13 protein-coding genes are annotated in these 17,649 nt (G+C 72.2%); 6 read left to right on the forward strand and 7 right to left on the reverse strand.

Annotated elements, in window-relative coordinates; translation table 11 throughout:
* Positions 1 to 14 precede the first annotated feature (14 nt).
* Together GVV04_RS06715 and valS are read left to right on the forward strand one after the other, a co-directional pair.
* The gene (locus GVV04_RS06715) at positions 15 to 1,439 is read left to right on the forward strand and encodes a trypsin-like serine protease (protein WP_161685656.1); all 1,425 of its coding nucleotides are present in this window, start codon (positions 15 to 17) and stop codon (positions 1,437 to 1,439) included.
* A 55-nt stretch (positions 1,440 to 1,494) separates the two neighbouring features.
* Complete coding sequence (gene valS / locus GVV04_RS06720) at positions 1,495 to 4,152, forward strand: valine--tRNA ligase (RefSeq protein WP_161685659.1); 2,658 nt, start codon at positions 1,495 to 1,497, stop codon at positions 4,150 to 4,152.
* Positions 4,153 to 4,165: 13 nt separating this feature from the next.
* Here the strand turns inward: valS and GVV04_RS06725 are convergent, their stop codons facing one another.
* From GVV04_RS06725 to GVV04_RS06740, 4 genes are all read right to left on the reverse strand, one after another.
* Positions 4,166 to 4,813, reverse strand: coding sequence for a hypothetical protein (locus GVV04_RS06725; RefSeq protein WP_161685662.1), 648 nt, complete (start codon positions 4,811 to 4,813; stop codon positions 4,166 to 4,168).
* Between the two features lie 182 nt (positions 4,814 to 4,995).
* Positions 4,996 to 6,675 carry a CotH kinase family protein gene (locus GVV04_RS06730; protein WP_161685665.1) on the reverse strand — a complete coding sequence of 560 codons (1,680 nt, stop codon included), beginning with the start codon at positions 6,673 to 6,675 and terminating at the stop codon, positions 4,996 to 4,998.
* Positions 6,675 to 7,352, reverse strand: a complete 678-nt coding sequence (locus GVV04_RS06735) for a DUF4956 domain-containing protein (RefSeq protein WP_161685668.1) — start codon at positions 7,350 to 7,352, stop codon at positions 6,675 to 6,677. Before GVV04_RS06735 ends, GVV04_RS06730 begins: the two co-directional genes overlap by 1 nt.
* Before the next feature lie 6 nt (positions 7,353 to 7,358).
* Positions 7,359 to 8,282, reverse strand: a complete 924-nt coding sequence (locus tag GVV04_RS06740) for a polyphosphate polymerase domain-containing protein (protein WP_161685671.1) — start codon at positions 8,280 to 8,282, stop codon at positions 7,359 to 7,361.
* A gap of 300 nt (positions 8,283 to 8,582) precedes the next feature.
* Between GVV04_RS06740 and cysC the strand changes: the two genes are divergently transcribed.
* Together cysC and galT are read left to right on the forward strand one after the other, a co-directional pair.
* Positions 8,583 to 10,112: an adenylyl-sulfate kinase gene (gene cysC / locus GVV04_RS06745; RefSeq protein WP_161685674.1), complete on the forward strand. Its 1,530-nt coding sequence runs from the start codon at positions 8,583 to 8,585 to the stop codon at positions 10,110 to 10,112.
* 36 nt (positions 10,113 to 10,148) lie between these two features.
* Positions 10,149 to 11,225 carry a galactose-1-phosphate uridylyltransferase gene (gene galT / locus GVV04_RS06750; protein WP_161685677.1) on the forward strand — a complete coding sequence of 359 codons (1,077 nt, stop codon included), beginning with the start codon at positions 10,149 to 10,151 and terminating at the stop codon, positions 11,223 to 11,225.
* A 189-nt stretch (positions 11,226 to 11,414) separates the two neighbouring features.
* Here galT and GVV04_RS06755 read toward each other — a convergent pair whose 3' ends face one another.
* On the reverse strand, positions 11,415 to 12,632 hold the full coding sequence (locus GVV04_RS06755) for an NADP-dependent isocitrate dehydrogenase (protein WP_161685679.1): 1,218 nt from the start codon (positions 12,630 to 12,632) through the stop codon (positions 11,415 to 11,417).
* Between the two features lie 137 nt (positions 12,633 to 12,769).
* Between GVV04_RS06755 and GVV04_RS06760 the strand changes: the two genes are divergently transcribed.
* A complete protein-coding gene (locus tag GVV04_RS06760) occupies positions 12,770 to 13,588 on the forward strand; it encodes an MBL fold metallo-hydrolase (RefSeq protein WP_161685681.1) in 819 nt (272 codons plus the stop codon).
* A 30-nt stretch (positions 13,589 to 13,618) separates the two neighbouring features.
* Here GVV04_RS06760 and mdh read toward each other — a convergent pair whose 3' ends face one another.
* Positions 13,619 to 14,569 carry a malate dehydrogenase gene (gene mdh, locus GVV04_RS06765; protein WP_161685683.1) on the reverse strand — a complete coding sequence of 317 codons (951 nt, stop codon included), beginning with the start codon at positions 14,567 to 14,569 and terminating at the stop codon, positions 13,619 to 13,621.
* A gap of 142 nt (positions 14,570 to 14,711) precedes the next feature.
* Complete coding sequence (locus GVV04_RS06770) at positions 14,712 to 15,572, reverse strand: bifunctional methylenetetrahydrofolate dehydrogenase/methenyltetrahydrofolate cyclohydrolase (RefSeq protein WP_161685685.1); 861 nt, start codon at positions 15,570 to 15,572, stop codon at positions 14,712 to 14,714.
* A 466-nt stretch (positions 15,573 to 16,038) separates the two neighbouring features.
* Between GVV04_RS06770 and GVV04_RS06775 the strand changes: the two genes are divergently transcribed.
* Entirely contained in the window at positions 16,039 to 17,643 is a 1,605-nt protein-coding gene (locus tag GVV04_RS06775) for a peptide ABC transporter substrate-binding protein (protein ID WP_161685687.1), read from the forward strand.
* The last annotated feature ends 6 nt before the right edge of the window (positions 17,644 to 17,649 follow it).

Here is a 17,649-nt window from a genome sequence, read left to right on the forward strand (position 1 = left end):
TGCGTACACGACGCATGATCATTTTTGGGGTCGCCGCCGCCTGCGCGGTCGGGACGACCGCCTACGGGCTGACGCCGGCCGACGGGGCGGCGGCGAGGCCGGTGGCGGCCGGGCGACCCGCCGCCGAGGTCGCCGCCGCCGCGCCCGCGTCCGTCGCCTACCTGCGCGACCGGTACGGGATTTCCGCGACCGAGGCGGCCCGGCGGCTCACCCTCCAGGAACTCGCCCAGCCGCTGGCCGCGACGCTCACCGACCGCCTTCCGGGCGAGTACGGCGGGATGTGGCTCGACCAGTCGGCCGGCGGGGTGCTCACCGTCGCCGCCACCCGGCCCGAGTCCGTACGGGCCGCCGTGGCCGCCGTGCCGGACGCGACCCACGTCCGGGTGGTGCCGGTGCGGCACTCGCTGCGGCAGCTCGACGCCTCGGCGGCCCGGGTCGCCAAGGCGCTGGGCGCGACCGTCGGCACCGACGTGGTGGTGGACCAGGCGGCCAACGAGGTCGTGGTGCTCACCGGTGGCCGGGTCGCCGCAGGCGACCGGCGACTGCCGGCGGCGCTGGCCGACGCCGGGGTGTCCACCCGGTCCCGTGCCCGGGTGGCTCGGGTCTCCGTGCCGAAGGCGTGCGACCCGCTCGACTGCGACAAGGCGCCGATGCGCGGCGGCATCCGGCTGGACGTCCCGCGCGACGACGGCACGGTCGGCGGCTGCACCAGCGGCTTCAACGTGCTGGACCGGCACGGGGCGGCCTACGTGCTGACCGCCGGGCACTGCGTGGCCGGCAGCAGACACACCCGGCGCGACGACACCTGGCACAAGTTCCTCGGGCCCAAGAGCCCGGTCACGATCGAGTCCGGCAACGCCGCGCTGACCGAGAGCACCTACCCGAACGACTACGCGGTCATGCCGTACCAGGCGGGGGCCCTGAAGCGGTGGGCGTACCCGACCACGGCGACCAGCCGGCCGAGCCTGGTCAACTACTGGTGCGTCGCCGACAACCCGCGCTGCACGACCAGCCGGGACGTGGCGATCACCGGGTACGTGTCGTGGAGCGGCATCCAGACCGGCTGGGTGGTCTGCGCGACGGGCTCCGCCTACACCCCCAAGGCCGGCGAGCCCTACGTCGACTCCGGTGCCGGGTCGGGTTACCTGCCCGGCACCCGGTGCGGGGAGATCACCGGTAAGTCCGGTGGCGGCATCGACGTGCGGATCTGCGCCCGGCCCGGGGACAGTGGCGGCCCGCTTTTCACCGAGTCCGACGGCAAGGCGCTGGGCATCCTGTCCAGCGGCGATCCCGGCCAGGGGCGGTGCGTCAACGCCGACGAGCACAACAGGTACGCCCCGGTCTCGACCATCCTCGACCGGGCCAACGCCCGCACCAACGGCCGCTTCGGATTCCGGCTGGCCACCACCGGCCCGGTCTTCGGCCCGATCAAGCGCTGACCGTCGGCCGGTTAAAGCCGTGGTTGGACGCACCGCCGCTGCCTAGGATCGACGGATGACTGATACGGCGAGGACGGCCCGTGCCGGCGTCCCCGAGCGGCCCACGTTGGACGGGCTCGAGGAGACCTGGGCCCGCCGCTGGCAGGAGGAGGGCACGTACGCGTTCGACCGTTCCAAGGCGACCGTTCCGGTGCCCGACGCGCCGAGCCGGAATGGTCGTAGGGCCGACGTGTTCTCCATCGACACCCCGCCGCCGACCGTGTCGGGCGAGCTGCACATGGGGCACGTCTTCTCGTACACGCACACCGACACGGTGGCCCGCTTCCAGCGGATGCGCGGCCGGACGGTGTTCTACCCGATGGGCTGGGACGACAACGGCCTGCCCACCGAGCGCCGGGTGCAGAACGTGTACGGGGTGCGCTGCGACCCGACGCTGCCGTACGACCCGGACTGGCAGCCGCCGGCCGCCCCGGTCGACGACGCGGCCCGCAAGGACCCGACGCCGATCTCCCGGCGCAACTTCGTCGAGCTGTGCGGGGTGCTGACCGCCGCCGACGAGCAGGTGTTCGAGGCGCTGTGGCGGCGGCTCGGGCTGTCGGTGGACTGGTCGCTGACGTACACCACGATCGGGCGGGTGGCCCGGGCAACGTCGCAGCGGGCGTTCCTGCGCAACCTGGCCCGGGGCGAGGCGTACCAGGCGGAGGCGCCGACGCTGTGGGACGTCGGGTTCGCCACCGCCGTGGCGCAGGCGGAGCTGGAGGACCGGGAGCGGCCGGGGGCGTACCACCGGCTGCGGTTCGCCGGGCCGGGCGGGCGGGAGGTGCTGATCGACACCACCCGGCCGGAGCTGCTGCCGGCCTGCGTGGCGCTGGTCTGCCACCCCGACGACGAGCGGTACGCGGACCTGGTCGGCTCGTCGGTGCGTACCCCCGTCTTCGGGGTCGAGGTGCCGGTGCGCGCGCATCCGCTGGCGGACCCGGCGAAGGGCACGGGCGCCGCGATGGTCTGCACGTTCGGCGACCTGGCCGACGTGACCTGGTGGCGGGACCTGGACCTGGACACCCGGGTGGTGATCGGCCGGGACGGGCGGCTGCTGCCGGAGCCGCCGGCCGGCGTGCCGGCGGAGCCGTACGCGGCGCTGGCCGGGCAGACCGTGAACGGCGCCCGGCGGACGCTGGTGGGGCTGCTGGCCGACGCGGGCGACCTGGTCGGCGAGCCGCGCCCGATCACGCATCCGGTGAAGTTCTACGAGCGGGGCGACCGGCCGTTGGAGATCGTGTCCACCCGGCAGTGGTACCTGCGCAACGGCGGGCGGGACACCGGCCTGCGCGCGGAGCTGCTGGCCCGGGGCGGGGAGCTGCGCTGGGTGCCGGAGCACATGAAGCACCGCTACGACCACTGGGTGGGCGGCCTGACCGGTGACTGGCTGGTCAGCCGGCAGCGCTTCTTCGGCGTGCCGGTGCCGGTGTGGTACCGGCTCGACGACACTGGCGAGCCGGACCTTTCCCACCCTCTCACACCAAACGAGTCGGCGCTGCCGGTCGACCCGTCCAGCGAGCCGCCGCCCGGCTACGACGAGTCCCGGCGCGGCCTGCCCGGTGGTTTCGTCGGCGACCCGGACGTGCTGGACACCTGGGCCACCTCGTCACTGACCCCGCAGATCGTCGGCGGTTGGGAGACCGACCCGGAGCTGTTCCGGCAGGTCTTCCCGATGGACCTGCGCCCGCAGGGGCAGGAGATCATCCGCACCTGGCTGTTCTCCACGATCGTCCGGGCGCACCTGGAGCACGGCGTGCTGCCCTGGCGGGACACGGTGCTCTCCGGCTGGATCCTCGACCCTGACCGGAAGAAGATGTCCAAGTCCAAGGGGAATGTCACCACCCCGATGGCGCTGCTGGAGCAGTACGGCTCCGACGCGGTCCGGTACTGGGCGGCCAGCGGCCGGCCCGGCATGGACCTGGCCTTCGACCCGGCGCAGATCAAGGTGGGCCGGCGGCTGGCCACCAAGCTGCTCAACGCGTCGAGGTTCGCCCTCGGGCTGGGCGCGGCCGACGCGCTGCGCGCCCCGTACGACAACTCCAGCTCGGCGCGTCTGACGCCGCGCCGCGACCTGGAGCTGTCGGCCACCGAGCCGCTGGACACCGCCATGCTCGCCGAGCTGTCCGGCGTGGTCGCCGCCGCGACGGCCGCCTTCGACGGGTACGACCACACGGCCGCCCTCCAGGCGGCGGAGGGATTCTTCTGGCGGTTCTGCGACGACTACATCGAGCTGGTGAAGGAGCGCGCCTACGGCACCGGGCCGGGGGCCGACTCGGCCCGCGCGGCGCTGGCGACCGCCCTGTCGGTGCAGTTGCGGCTGTTCGCGCCGGTGCTGCCGTTCGCCACCGAGGAGGTCTGGTCCTGGTGGCGGTACGGGTCGGTGCACCGCGCCACCTGGCCGACGACGCACGAGGTCGGGCGGGCGATCCAGGGCGACGGCGACCCGGAGCTGCTGCGGCTGGCCGGGGACGCCCTGAGCCAGGTGCGCCGGGCCAAGTCCGAGCGGAAGCTGTCGATGCGGGCGGAGGTGCCGCTGGCCGAGGCGCTCGGCCCGGCCGCCCTGCTCGACCGGCTGACGCTGATCGCCGACGACCTGCGGGCCGCCGGCCGGATCGACCGGCTCGACCTGCTGCCGGACCGCGCCCCGGAGCTGGTCGTCGCCTGCGCCTTCTGAGCCGCGCGGGGCCTCACCAGCCGCGCAGCATGCGGACGCCGAGCAGGGCGGCGACCACGGCCGGCCCGACCAGCAGGGTGACCGCCTGGAGCCGGTACGGCATCCGGTGCCGGGCCAGCTCGACCGCGTTGCCGCAGACCACCACCCCGGCGAGCAGCACGAACCCGCCCCACCAGTGGGTCTGCCCCGGGTCCACGAGCCGGGCGCGGATGAGGAACAGGGTCACCCCGACCAGGGCGCCGGCCAGGGCGAGCAGGGCGACCGTCCGGTGCAGCCCCCGGGCCAGCGGGTCGGCGGACCGCCACAGGTAGGTTCCGGCGACCGCCAGGCAGGGCAGCGTGACCAGGGCCGGCCAGCCCCGGCCGGTCGTGCCGGTCATCAGCAGCGCCCCGACCGTGAAGATCAGCACGCCGACGCAGGCCACGACGTACCCGACGAACGCCCGCCCGCCGCCGCGGGCCAGCAGCACCCCGCCGCCCGCCGCGGTCAGCGCCCCGGGGACCAGGACGAAGCCGGCCCACCAGTGGTAGTCGCCGATCGACTGGGCCACCGTGGTGGTCGCCGCCGCGGCCGTCCCGGCGATCGCCAGGCTGGTCGCCCAGTGCCGGGTGCTCCTCGGGTACGACCGCCGGGGCGTCGCCCGGCTTGTGTCCGCCACCATGGCACCCAGCCTTCCGTAGCGGGCCCGGCCCGGTCCATCCGGCCAGCCCTACCATTCTCCGACCAGTCCTACCATTCCGGCCGTCCCGGGGAATGCCGACGGGCGGGGTAGGAAGGGGCGCGGCCGGGACACGACGAGGGGCGGGGCCGGCGTGCTGCCCGCCCGGCCCCGCCCCGCCGGGTTCAGCCGCGGGTGATCACCTCGTTGCCCCGGAGGCTCTCCGTCCGCTGCTTCACGAGGGTGCGCAGCCGGTCCGCGTCGGTGTCCACGGCCGTCGCGTCGGCCCCGTCCACCGCCTTGAGGACCGCGGTGATCGCGTCGAGCGAGCCGGCGGCCCGCCCGTCGGCGTACACCTGCTGGTAGAGCGCGCGGTACGCGTCCTCGTAGACGCCCTTGAAGGCGTCGCTGGCCAGGAAGCGCTCCTTGAGCTTGTGGCCCGACATCATGCCGCCGGGCCGGCCTCGCTCGGCGGCTCCGTCCTCCCGCCCGGCGTCCGCGCCGCCCGGCGGCTGGGCGCCATCGGGGAACCCCGCCCCACCGGGCGGCCCCGCCCCCTCGGGAGCCTGCTCGCCCTCGGTGGGCCGCATCCCGCCCGGCATGCCGAGGCCGCCGCTGTCGTGCGGTCCCTGGGCGGCGTTGCCACTGAAGGTGAGGTTGTGGTCCCAGCTGATCACGCTGAACTTCTTCGTCTCCAGGTCGTACCAGAGGTAGTAGTTCTTCCCCGGTCCGGACATGTCGTCGAAGTTGAGCAGCAGGTTCTGGAGTGCGACGTAGCGGGCGAACGACTCCACGTCGACCCGGTCGGTGAGGTGTGCGTCGAACTCCTCGTCGCTCGCCGAGTTCACCCACTTGATCAGGTTGATCACGGGTTGCAGGTCCTGGCTGCCCTGCATGGTGATCTGCTTGAAGTCGTCCTGGTAGTCGGTCTGGTCGTCGCCCTGATCGGTGAAGCTGCTGCTGGCCAGGGACTTGTAGAGCACACCGGTGCCGTCCATCTGGTCGGCGAAGTGCTCGTCGGGGTGCTCGACCAGCAGCCGGGCCGTGGTCGGCCGGCCGTTCACCGTGAACGAGGAGTACGCGTACCGCTGGGCCGCCTCGCCGACGCCGGCGAGCAGGGACAGCGACAGCGCCTCGTTCAGCACGGTGGAGCCGCCGCCCATGCCGGAGACCCGGACGGCCACCTCGCTGTGCCCCTGGTACCGGCGGCCGTCGACGAACTCGTCGAAGCTGATCAGCCAGGGCAGCGTCTCCGGCTCCTCGGCCTTCAGCGAGGTCCGGGCCATCCCCCCACCGGGAAACCCGCCCCGACCCGGCTGCTGGCCCTGGCCCTGGCCCGGCTGCTGGCCCTGGCCCGGCTGCTGGCCGGCGCCGGGGGCGGGGCGCCCGCCGCCGGGGGCGGCACCCCCGCCGGGGAAACCGCCGCCGCCCTGTCGCGGCTTGCTCTCGCCCTTCCAGGTCAGCCCGCCCAGCGTCGAGTTGCCCTTGAGCCGGATGCCGACGCTGGGGACCGTGGTGCCGTCGATGGTCAGGTCCGCCTCGACGTAGTCCTTCTCCCCCTCCTTCCAGTAGGTGTCGAGCATCCGCTCGTAGTCCGCGTCCCGGAAGGTGAGCCGGATCGAGTGGGCGGTGGTCGCGTCGAAGAGGTCCGTCGTGCCGGCGATGTCCACGGTCACCGCGTCCGCCCCGGTGTCGCTGGCGCTCGTGACGTACGGGTGGATCCGCTCCGTGCCCAGCACCAGGGTGAGGACGGCGACGAACGCCACGCAGGTGGTCAGCAGCTTCCAGTTCTGCCGCACCCGCACCGGTAGGCGTCGCCGCAGTTTGCGGGGCAGCAGGGACCGGGTGCGCAGCGGCTCGGACATCACAGGTCCGTCTGGTCGTAGCCGGTCAGCACCGTCACCCGCTGGCCGGAGGTCCGCTCGCCGAGCGCCGAGATCAGCTCGCCCGGCTCGCTGCCCTTCTTGAGCCGGACCGTGTACATCAGCTCGGTGAGCGCGCCGGCCCGGATCGTCTCCAGGCTGACCAGCTCGAACTCCGTGGTGTAGCGGACCAGCACGTCCTGGATGTCGGCGGTGTGGTTGCCGCCGGCCGGGACCTGGACCTTGACCACCTGGCGCTGCACGTTCAGGGCGAACCAGTTGAACCGGTGCATCACCACGATGATCAGGCTGATCGCGACGGCGGCGGCGATGGCCAGGGTGTAGAACCGGGTGCCGCAGGCCATGCCGACGCCCATCACCAGGAAGATGAACCCGACGTCCCGGGTCTCCTTGATCGCGTTACGGAACCGCACCACCGACAGCGCCCCGACCAGGGCGAACGCCCGCGCGATGTTGGAGCCCACCACCAGCATGATCAGCGAGATCAGCATGCCGAGGATGATCAACGTCTGCACGTACGACTGGCTGTACGACACGTTGCGGTGGGTGGCCCGGTAGATCCAGCCGATCATGGCGCTCAGCAGGAAGGACAGCGACAGCACGATGGCGATGTCGCCGACGCTGAACGTGCCGGACAGATCCTGGAAGGTGATGTCCATCGGTGCTCAGGCCTCACTTCTGGTAGGGGTGGCCGCCGCCAGGCCGGCGGCGGGGTCGTCGTCCTGGACGTGGAAGACCGAACGCGGCGCCCGGCCGAACGCCTCGACGCTCTGGCAGTACTTGGAGACCCGCACCACCTGAAGCTCGGCGCGGGCGGCGAGGTCGGTGAGCCAGTACGGGACCCGCTCGTTGGCCTTGATCTCGACGACCGACAGCCCGGCCGGGACGATCAGCCGGTTCTCGGCCTCGGCCCCGAGGTGGAAGTCGCGGTCCCGGCCCCGGATCCGGTGGTCGAGGGTGACCCGCAGCCCGAGGTCGGCGTCCTGACCGACGAACGCCTCGCGCTGGTAGCCGGTCATCGCCACCGGGCGCAGGTCGAGGCCGGCGACGAGTTCGAGCACCTCATCGACGAACGCCCCCTGGGCGAGGTCGTGCTCGACCGCCACCCGCTCGTCGCAGAGCCGCCGGGCCAGCCGGTACGGCAGGGCGATCCGGCGCTTCTGGGTGACCCGGTTGACCCGCTGCTTGATCTCGACGTACACGGTGGTGTCGTCGTCGATGGTGGAGCGGTCGCCGTAGTGGCGTATCCGCAGCTTGCGGCGGAACCGCAGCCCCTCGATCTTCTCCCAGTAGAACCGCAGGTCGGTGGTGTCGTAGTAGACGCTCCACACCCCGTACCCGTCGTCGCCGCCGTGGCTGTCCGGGGCGAGCCGGCCGGCCAGCTCACGCCGGAGCGCCGGCACCTTCGTGGTCGCGACCAGGTACTTGATCTCGTACCGGTTGAACGCGTGCAGTTTGCTCGGCGCCCGCAGGGCGTGACCCGCGTGGTCCGGGCCGGCCGTCGCGGGGCCGGGATCCGGTGTCGGGTCGCCTCGATGGTCAGCAGCCGGGTCTGGGGGACGGGCTCGGCGGTGCAACCGTAGACGCATGGACACGTTTCCTCCGGTCGGGTTCCTCGGCTGACGGAACGGCTGGGGGCCAAGGAAAGCGATCGGTCATGGAAACGGCGTATGAACAAGCTGTGGATGAGCTTTGGACCGCAGGTGAACGGCGGCAGAGAAACGCCGCCCCGCCCGCCTCGCGCCGTCCGTGACCGGCGACACGTCGGCGCTTCACCGAGGGCCGCCGGCTGACCGACCCCGGCAACTCCACCCGGTAGGGGGAATGGCGCTCTCGACCGATCGCCGGTCGACTGAGAAACTGTGTGCCGGCCAGTAGTGGGGGATGCGATGAGTAACGGGTGGGTGCTGCCCGAAGAGGTGCTGCGGGACGCTCCGGCGTACACACCGCGGCCCGGGGAGCTGGCCGATCTGGAGTTGCTGCTGACCGGGGCGTACGCGCCGCTCGCCGGCTTCATGACCAGGGCGGACCTGGTCGGCGTCGCCCGGCGGGGCCGGCTCGCCGACGGCACGTCCTGGCAGGTGCCGGTGACCCTCCAGGTGCCGGCGGCGCTCGCCGACGGCCTGGACCCGGCCGACCCGCAGCGCCGGGCGCTGGTGCTGACCGACGGTGAGGGCGCCCCGGTCGCCGCGCTGGAGGTCACCGACGTCTGGCCGGCCCGGGACGGCGTCGCCGGAATCGCCGGCCCGGTACGGCGCCTCGGCGACGGCGGCCACGGCCCGTTCCAGCGGCTGCGCCGCAGCCCGGAGGAGATCCGGGCGTTGCTGCCCCCGGGCCGGGTGCTCGGCGTCCTCGCCGACCGGCCCCTGCACCGCCCGCAGCTCGCCCAGATCGCCCACGCGGCCCGCACCCTGGGGGCGCACCTGCTGGTGATGATTCCGGTCGGCGAGGGAACGACCAACGGGCTGCCCTCCGAGGCGCTGGTCCGGGCGGTCTTCGCCGGCCGGGACCGGATGCCCCCGGCGACCCTGGTCGCGGTGCCGCTGTCCCGCCGCCGCGACGAGATCAGCGACGCGCTGCTCCAGGCCCGGGTGGCCGCCGCGTACGGGGTGACCCACCTGCTCTCCACCGGCGAGATGCTCTCCGGCGCGGGCCTGCGGGTGCTGGTCCCCCGCGATCTGGCCTACGACAACCGGGACGGGCAGTGGCGCTGGCGGGAGGACATCCCGCCGCGCAACCGGCGGCTGGCGCTCAGCCAGGCGGAGATCGACGACCTGCTCGACCGGGGTTTCCCGCTGCCGGAGTGGCACACCCCGCCGGCGGTGGCCAAGGAACTCACCCGGGCCCGCCCGGCCCGGCGGCACCGGGGGCTCGTGGTGTTCCTGACCGGCTTCTCCGGCTCCGGCAAGTCGACCATCGCCCGGGGCCTGGCGGACGCGCTGCGCGAGGGTGGGGACCGGACGGTGACCCTGCTCGACGGCGACGTGGTGCGCCGGGAACTCTCCGCCGGGCTGACCTTCAGCAAGGCGGACCGGGACCTCAACGTCCGGCGGATCGGCTGGGTGGCCGCCGAGGTCGCCCGGCACCGGGGCGTCGGCATCTGCTGCCCGATCGCCCCGTACGCGGCGGCGCGGGCGACCGCCCGGGAGATGGCCCACGCCGCCGGGGCGGGCTTCGTGCTGGTGCACGTGGCGACCCCGATCGAGGTCTGCGAACAGCGCGACCGCAAGGGCCTGTACGCCCGGGCCCGGGCCGGCCTGCTCACCGGGATGACCGGCATCGACGACCCGTACGAGGTGCCGGCGGACGCCGACGTGGTGGTCGACACCACCGACCTGTCGATCGACGAGGCGGTGCACGCGGTGATGCATCACCTGACCGAGATCGGGTGGGTGGAGCCCCGTCTCCAGTCCACCTGACGCCGGCCGCGCCGACCAGGAAGAGGAAACGGCGGAGTGAAGCGTACGACGATCGAGTTGGCCGACGGCCGGGAGCTGATCTACTTCGACGAGCGGGACGACGCGGTCCGCGACCAGCCGGACCGGCGGGAGCTGCCGCCGCCCCCGCCCGCGTCCCAGCTCCGGTACGACCCGCTGACCGACGAGTGGGTGGCCGTCGCCGTGCACCGGCAGATCCGCACCTTCCTGCCCCCGGCCGACCAGTGCCCGCTCTGCCCGTCCCGGGGCGACCGGCTCAGCGAGATCCCGGCGCCGGACTACGACGTCGCCGTGTTCGAGAACCGGTTCCCGTCGCTGAGCCAGCGGATCGGCGAGGAACCCTCGGAGATCACCCCGTTCACCCCGGTCCGGCCCGGCCAGGGGCGGTGCGAGGTGGTGTGCTTCACCGACGACCACAACGCTTCGTTCGCCGGCCTCCCGCCGCGCCGGGTCCGCACCGTGCTGGACGCCCTCGCCGACCGCACGGCGGCGCTGGCCGAGCTGCCCGGGGTGGAGCAGGTGTTCTGCTTCGAGAACCGGGGCGTGGAGATCGGGGTGACCCTGCACCACCCGCACGGCCAGATCTACGCGTACCCGTTCGTCACGCCGCGCACCCGGGCGATGCTCGGCGCGGCCCGTCGGCACGCGGGGCGCACCGGCGGCGGCAACCTCTACGCCGACGTCCTCGCCGCCGAGCGCGCCGCCGGGACGCGCGTGGTCACGAGCAACGAGCACTGGACGGCGTACGTGCCGGCGGCGGCCCGATGGCCGTTCGAGGTGCACGTCGCCCCGCACCGGCCGGTGCCGGACATCCCCGCCCTGACCGACGAGGAGCGGGACGCCTTCGGCCCGCTCCACCTGGACGTGTTGCGCCGCTTCGACGGGCTGTTCGACCTGCCGATGCCCTACATCGCCGCCTGGCACCAGGCCCCGGTACGGGTCGACCGCGAGCTGGGGCACCTGCACCTTGAGCTGTTCAGCATCCGGCGTGCCGGGGACAAGCTGAAGTACCTGGCCGGCTCGGAGTCCGGCATGGGGGTGTTCATCAACGACATCGCCCCGGAACGCGCCGCCGAGCTGCTCCGCGCCGCCTGACCGGAGATCCGGGCCGGGATGTCAACGAGCGGTCTGACCCCCCGGTGACGGCAGGCGCACCGGAAGGCCCTCAGCCCGGACACGACGAGCCGGGACAGTAGGGATCCCGGACACGACGGAGCCCGCCGGCGCGGGGCCGGCGGGCTCGGTCGGTGGCGCATCCCCCGCGCAGGGGGGGTGGACGGTAGGTCAGGCGGCGAACCGACGCGCCAGGTTCTCGTCCAGCGCGTTCATGAACTCGTCGGTGGTCAGCCACGGGGCGTCCCGCGAGATGAGCAGCGAGAGGTCCTTGGTCATCTGGCCGCCCTCGACGGTGTCGACGATGACCTGCTCCAGGGTATTGGCGAACTCGGTGACCGCCGGGGTGCCGTCCAGCTTGCCCCGGTGGGCCAGGCCCCGGGTCCAGGCGTAGATGGAGGCGATCGGGTTGGTCGAGGTCTTCTCGCCCTTCTGGTACTGCCGGTAGTGCCGGGTGACGGTGCCGTGCGCGGCCTCCGCCTCGACGGTGCGGCCGTCCGGGGAGAGCAGCACGGAGGTCATCAGGCCGAGCGAGCCGAAGCCCTGCGCGACGGTGTCGGACTGCACGTCACCGTCGTAGTTCTTGCAGGCCCAGACGTAGCCGCCCTCCCACTTGAGGGCGGCGGCGACCATGTCGTCGATCAGCCGGTGCTCGTAGGTGATGCCGGCGGCCGCGAACTCCGCCTTGAACTCGTTCTCGAACACCTCGGCGAAGAGGTCCTTGAAGCGGCCGTCGTACGCCTTGAGGATGGTGTTCTTGGTCGACAGGTAGACCGGGTAGTTGCGGTCCAGGCCGTACCGGAACGAGGCGCGGGCGAAGTCCCGGATCGACTCGTCGTAGTTGTACATGCCCATGGCGATGCCGCCGCCGGGGAACTTGGCGACCTCCATCTCCACCGGCGCGGAGCCGTCCGCCGGGGTGTAGGTGATGGTCACCGTGCCCGGGCCGGGGACGACGAAGTCGGTCGCCTTGTACTGGTCACCGTGGGCGTGCCGGCCGATGATGATCGGCTTGGTCCAGCCCGGGACCAGCCGCGGCACGTTGGACATGATGATCGGCTCGCGGAAGACGACGCCGCCGAGGATGTTGCGGATGGTGCCGTTCGGCGACCGCCACATCTTCTTCAGGCCGAACTCCTCCACCCGGGCCTCGTCCGGGGTGATGGTGGCGCACTTGACGCCGACGCCGTGCTCCTTGATGGCGTTGGCGGCGTCGACGGTGACCTGGTCGTCGGTCTCGTCGCGGTGCTGGATCGAGAGGTCGTAGTAGTGCAGGTCGACGTCGAGGTAGGGCAGGATCAGCTGCTCCCGGATCTGCTTCCAGATGATCCGGGTCATCTCGTCGCCGTCGATCTCCACGACCGGGTTGTTTACCTTGATCTTCGCCATCGACCGGCGCTCCTCTCGGGGGACACATGCTCTAGCAGTACGAGCGTACTGGAAACTGGCCGGCAGTCCCCAGCCGGCCTCGGTGGGCCGGTGGAAACGGGGTGCACGGCACGGGAGATCGCTGGCATCATCACCGGATGCCGCCGCGCCGCACCCTCGGGTCTATCACGGTCACCGCTCTGGCCGACGGGGAGGGCCCCTTCTTCCAGCCCCGCGAGGAGGCGTTCCCGGGCGCCACGGCCGAGCACTGGCGCGCGGCCGACGAGCGGGACCCGGCCGCGGTCACCGACGACGGGCGGTGGTGGCTGCAGTTCCGCTGCTTCGCCCTGCGCGTCGGGGACGGCCCGGTCACCCTGGTCGACGCCGGCATCGGCCCGGCCGACTCCCCCGCCGCGAGCTGGGCCCCGGTGCCCGGGCGGCTACCGGCCGAGCTGGCGGCCGCCGACATCGACCCCGCCGACGTCCGCACGGTGGTGCTGACCCACCTGCACACCGATCACATCGGCTGGGCGATCACCGGCACGGCCGGCACACCCTGGTTCGGCAACGCCGACTACCTGGTGCAACGCGCCGAGCTGGACACCCTGGGGTCGATCAATCCGGGGTTGGGCGCCGGGCTGGTCGCGCCGTTGCGCGCCGCCGGCCAGCTCCGGGTCCTCGACGGCGACACCCCGCTGACCCCGGGGGTACGCGTGCTGAGCACGCCGGGGCACACCCCCGGTCACCAGTCGGTGCTGGTGGACGCAGGCGACGAGCGGTTACTGGTCACCGGCGACCTGCTGGTGCACGCGGTCCAGCTCGTCGACCCCGGCCTGGCGTACGCCCACGACGAGCAGCCCGCAACGGCGCGCGACACCCGCACGGCCCTGCTGCGAACCCTGCTCGCCCACCCCGCAGCCACCCTGGCCACCCCCCACCTGGGCCACCCCTTCGTGTCGCTGCCCCAGCCCTCCTGACCACCGGGGAGAAACAGGGGTGGGGTGGGGTTACATGTCACTTATGTCGGATTGTTTGGCGCGGACGGATTCGGCGGCGGCCTTCAGGCTGGCCAGTTCGTCGGGGTCCAGGCTGGTCTCGATGATTCGCCGGACGCCCTCCGCGCCGATCTCGGCCTCGACGCCGAGGTAGACGCCGGAGATGCCGTACTCGCCGTCGACCCAGGCGCAGACCGGCATCACCTCCCCGGAGTCCTCCGCGACGGCCCTGGCCATCCGGGCGGCGGCGGCCGACGGGGCGTAGTACGCCGAGCCGGTCTTCAGCAGCGCGACCACCTCGGCGCCGCCGTTGCGGGTCTTCACGACCAGTTCCTCGATCTGTTCGGCCGGCATCGCCTCGCGCAGCGGCCTGCCGTCGACGGTGCTCATCGACGGGACCGGCACCATGGTGTCGCCGTGCGAGCCGAGGGTCAGGGTCTTCACCGACCGGACCGGCACGGACAGGGCCTCGGCGACGAAGTTGGTGAACCGGGCGGAGTCGAGCATGCCGGCCTGGCCGAGCACCCGGTTCTTCGGGAACCCGGTGGCGAGCTGGGCCAGCGCGGTCATCTCGTCCAGCGGGTTGGACACGACGATGACCACGGCGTCCGGGGCGTGCCGGGCCACGCTCTCGGCGACCTGGCGGACGATCTTGGCGTTGGTCTCCAGCAGGTCCATCCGGCTCATGCCCGGCTTGCGCGGCAGGCCGGCGGTGACCACCACGACGTCCGAGCCCGCGATGGCCTCGTATCCCTCGCCGTCCGGGCCGGTGGTGACGCCGACGACGGTGGTCTCGAAGCCCTCGACGGGGCGCGACTGGTTGAGGTCCAGGGCGAGGCCGGCCGGCTTGCCCTCCACGATGTCGGTGATCACCACGGTGTCGAAGACGTCGTACTCGGCCAGGCGCTGCGCGGTGGTGGAGCCGTAGAAGCCCGCCCCGACGACAGTGACCTTCTTACCCATGGTCGTCCCACTCCCTGATACCCGACGGATTACCGGACCGTATCAGTCATCCTGGCACCGATCGGGGCATAACCGGCGGCCTTTCGGCAGGATGGGTCGAGGCTCCGCCGCGCCCGGACGGCAGCCACGGAGGGACGGTGGCTCAGTTGCCCTCGGCGCGCTCGACGACGTTGGTGAGCAGCATGGCGCGGGTCATCGGGCCGACGCCGCCGGGCATCGGGACCAGCTTCCCGGCCACCTCGGCGACCTCGGGGGCGACGTCGCCGGTGTAGCGGCCCTTGCCGTCCGCGCCGACCACCCGGGTGATGCCGACGTCGACCACCGTCGCGCCGGGGGTGACCATGTCCGCGGTGAGCAGCCCCGGCACCCCGGCCGCGACGATGACGACGTCCGCCGCCCGGGTGTGCGAGGCCAGGTCGAGGGTGCCCGTGTGGCACAGGGTCACCGTGGCGTTCTCGCTGCGCCGGGTGAGCAGCAGGCCGAGCGGGCGGCCCACGGTGTTGCCCCGGCCGACGACGGCGACATTGGCGCCGCGCAGCGCCACGTCGTGCCGGCGGAGCAGCTCGACGATGCCGCGCGGGGTGCAGGGCAGCGGGCCGGGGTAGCCGAGGACCAGCCGGCCGAGGTTGACCGGATGCAGCCCGTCGGCGTCCTTGTCCGGGTCGATCATCTCCAGCGCGCGCTGGGTGTCGAGGTGGCCCGGCAGCGGAAGCTGGACGATGTACCCGTGGCAGGCCGGGTCGGCGTTCAGCTCGGCCAGCACGTCGTCGACCTGCTGCTGGGTCGCGTCGGCGGGCAGCTCGCGACGGATCGAGGCGATGCCCACCTCGGCGCAGTCGCGGTGCTTGCCGTTGACATACGCCTGGGAACCGGGGTCCGCCCCGACCAGGACGGTGCCCAGTCCCGGGACGATGCCGCGTTCCGCCAGCGCCTTGGCCCGCGTCCGCAGCTCGTCCTTGATCTCCGCCGCGGTTACCTTGCCGTCCAGGATCGTCGCCGTCACGCCCAGATCGTCTCACGCCCCGGGCACGCCGATCCGGCGACCCGCGCGCCCGCCGCGGCGGGCTGCCGGCCCGACCGAGGAGCCGGGGCCCACCACAGCCCGTCACCATGGACCCACGTGGGCATTGTCACTGATTGTAACGATCTGTGGATCGGGTCACGGGTCGATCCGGACGACCTGCCCGCCGGGGGCGTAAACCGGACGGTCGGCCGTCGACGGGGCGGCCGTCGCTTAGTGGCATCACGTCGGCCCGAACCGCGCCTCCGAGGGCTGGTGACAGCCCATTTGTCCGACAGGACTTAGCAGACCGAGCGGCCGTCGGCAAGGCCGGAGACACCGCTCCATTACCGGTTCACAACGGCTCCGTTGCCGACCACCCCCGCGTGACCTAACGTTGCCGAACGTTGCGCAGCGTTACCCCAGCGCCGGGCCTTGACCGCGCAGCGTATGGAGACGAGGAGACCGAATGCGTGTTCGTAGGCTTGCCGCCTGGACCGCCCTCCCGCTCGCGGTGACCCTGGGCCTGGTGGCCTGCGGCTCGGGCGGCGACGGCGGATCCGGCGAGAGCGACCCCAACGCGGCCGTGCGGATCGAGATCGCCGAGCCGCAGCACCTGGTGCCGACCAACACCAACGAGACCAGCGGCTCACAGGTGCTCAGCGCCCTGTTCAGCCCGCTCGTCGACTACGACGAGGCGAACAAGCCGTACGAGGTGGCCGCCGAGTCCGTGACGTCGTCGGACAACAAGGTCTGGACGGTCAAGCTCAAGGACGGCTACACCTTCCACAACGGCGAGAAGGTCACGGCCGAGAACTACATCGACGCCTGGAACTACGGCGCGTACGCCCCCAACGGGCAGAACTCCAGCTACTTCTTCGAGAAGGTCGCCGGCTACGACGACCTTCAGGGCGAGCAGCCGAAGGCGAAGACGCTGACCGGCCTGAAGAAGGTCGACGACCTGACCTTCACCGTGACGCTGTCCCAGCCGTACAGCGAGTTCCGGACCATGCTCGGCTACACGGCGTTCTACCCGCTGCCGAAGGCGGCGTTCTCCGCCCCCGGCGTGCTCGCCGAGGGGTACGAGCAGGCCCCGATCGGCCAGGGCCCGTTCCGGATGAAGGGCTCGTGGCAGCACGACGCCAAGGTCGAGGTGGAGAAGTACGACGCCTTCCCCGGCCAGCAGCCGAAGGTGGCCGGCGTCGAGTTCCGGATCTACCAGCAGCCGACCGCCGCGTACGCGGACGTGCTGTCGGACAACCTCGACGTGATCAAGACGATCCCGACCGAGAACCTGTCGACCGCCGGCACCGACCTCGGCGACCGGTTCCTGCAGAGCTCCGCCTCGTCGCTCCAGGTGCTGGCCATCCCGACCTTCCAGAAGGAGTTCAGCAACCCCGAGGTGCGCAAGGCGATCTCCATGGCGATCGACCGGGACGAGATCACCAGGTCGATCTTCAAGGACTCGCAGCAGCCGGCCCGCTCGTTCGTCTCGCCGGTCGTCGCGGGCTACCGGGAGAACACCGTCGGCGCCGCCGGCGAGTTCGACCCGGCCAAGGCCAAGGCCATGTACGAGGCCGCGGGCGGCCCGAAGAAGATCGAGATGTCGTACAACGGCGACGGCGGCCACAAGGACTGGATCGACGCGACCTGCAACCAGCTCAAGGCCAACCTGGGCGTGGAGTGCGTGGGCACCGCCGAGCCGAAGTTCGCGGACCTGCTGACCAAGGTCAAGGCCAAGCAGCCGGTCGGGCTGTTCCGGATGGGCTGGGTCATGGACTACCCGTCCATGGAGAACTACCTGGGCCCGCTGTACAGCACCAACGGCTCGTCGAACTACTACGGCTACAGCAACCCGGAGTTCGACAAGCTGCTCGCCGAGGGCGCCAAGGCCCCGAACGAGGAGGAGGCCGTCAAGAAGTACCAGGCGGCGGAGGACCTGCTCGCCGAGGACATGCCGGTGATCCCGCTCCGGTACGGCCAGAACAACTTCGGCCACTCGACCAAGGTCAAGAACGTGGAGATGGACCTCTTCGACCGCATCGACCTGCTGAAGATCGAAGCCGTCAAGTAACTCCCC

It is taken from the genome of Micromonospora rubida, assembly GCF_009908295.1.
Lineage (GTDB): Bacteria > Actinomycetota > Actinomycetes > Mycobacteriales > Micromonosporaceae > Micromonospora > Micromonospora rubida.

Coding starts and splice junctions, on each gene's coding strand:
- GVV04_RS06775 (WP_161685687.1), top strand. CDS start 16,039: ATGCGTGTTCGTAGGCTTGCCGCCTGGACCGCCCTCCCGCTCGCGGTG.
- GVV04_RS06730 (WP_161685665.1), bottom strand. CDS start 6,675: ATGTCCGAGCCGCTGCGCACCCGGTCCCTGCTGCCCCGCAAACTGCGG.
- GVV04_RS06760 (WP_161685681.1), top strand. CDS start 12,770: ATGCCGCCGCGCCGCACCCTCGGGTCTATCACGGTCACCGCTCTGGCC.
- GVV04_RS06740 (WP_161685671.1), bottom strand. CDS start 8,282: ATGCGTCTACGGTTGCACCGCCGAGCCCGTCCCCCAGACCCGGCTGCT.
- GVV04_RS06755 (WP_161685679.1), bottom strand. CDS start 12,632: ATGGCGAAGATCAAGGTAAACAACCCGGTCGTGGAGATCGACGGCGAC.
- valS (WP_161685659.1), top strand. CDS start 1,495: ATGACTGATACGGCGAGGACGGCCCGTGCCGGCGTCCCCGAGCGGCCC.
- GVV04_RS06725 (WP_161685662.1), bottom strand. CDS start 4,813: ATGGTGGCGGACACAAGCCGGGCGACGCCCCGGCGGTCGTACCCGAGG.
- cysC (WP_161685674.1), top strand. CDS start 8,583: ATGAGTAACGGGTGGGTGCTGCCCGAAGAGGTGCTGCGGGACGCTCCG.
- mdh (WP_161685683.1), bottom strand. CDS start 14,569: ATGGGTAAGAAGGTCACTGTCGTCGGGGCGGGCTTCTACGGCTCCACC.
- GVV04_RS06735 (WP_161685668.1), bottom strand. CDS start 7,352: ATGGACATCACCTTCCAGGATCTGTCCGGCACGTTCAGCGTCGGCGAC.
- GVV04_RS06715 (WP_161685656.1), top strand. CDS start 15: ATGATCATTTTTGGGGTCGCCGCCGCCTGCGCGGTCGGGACGACCGCC.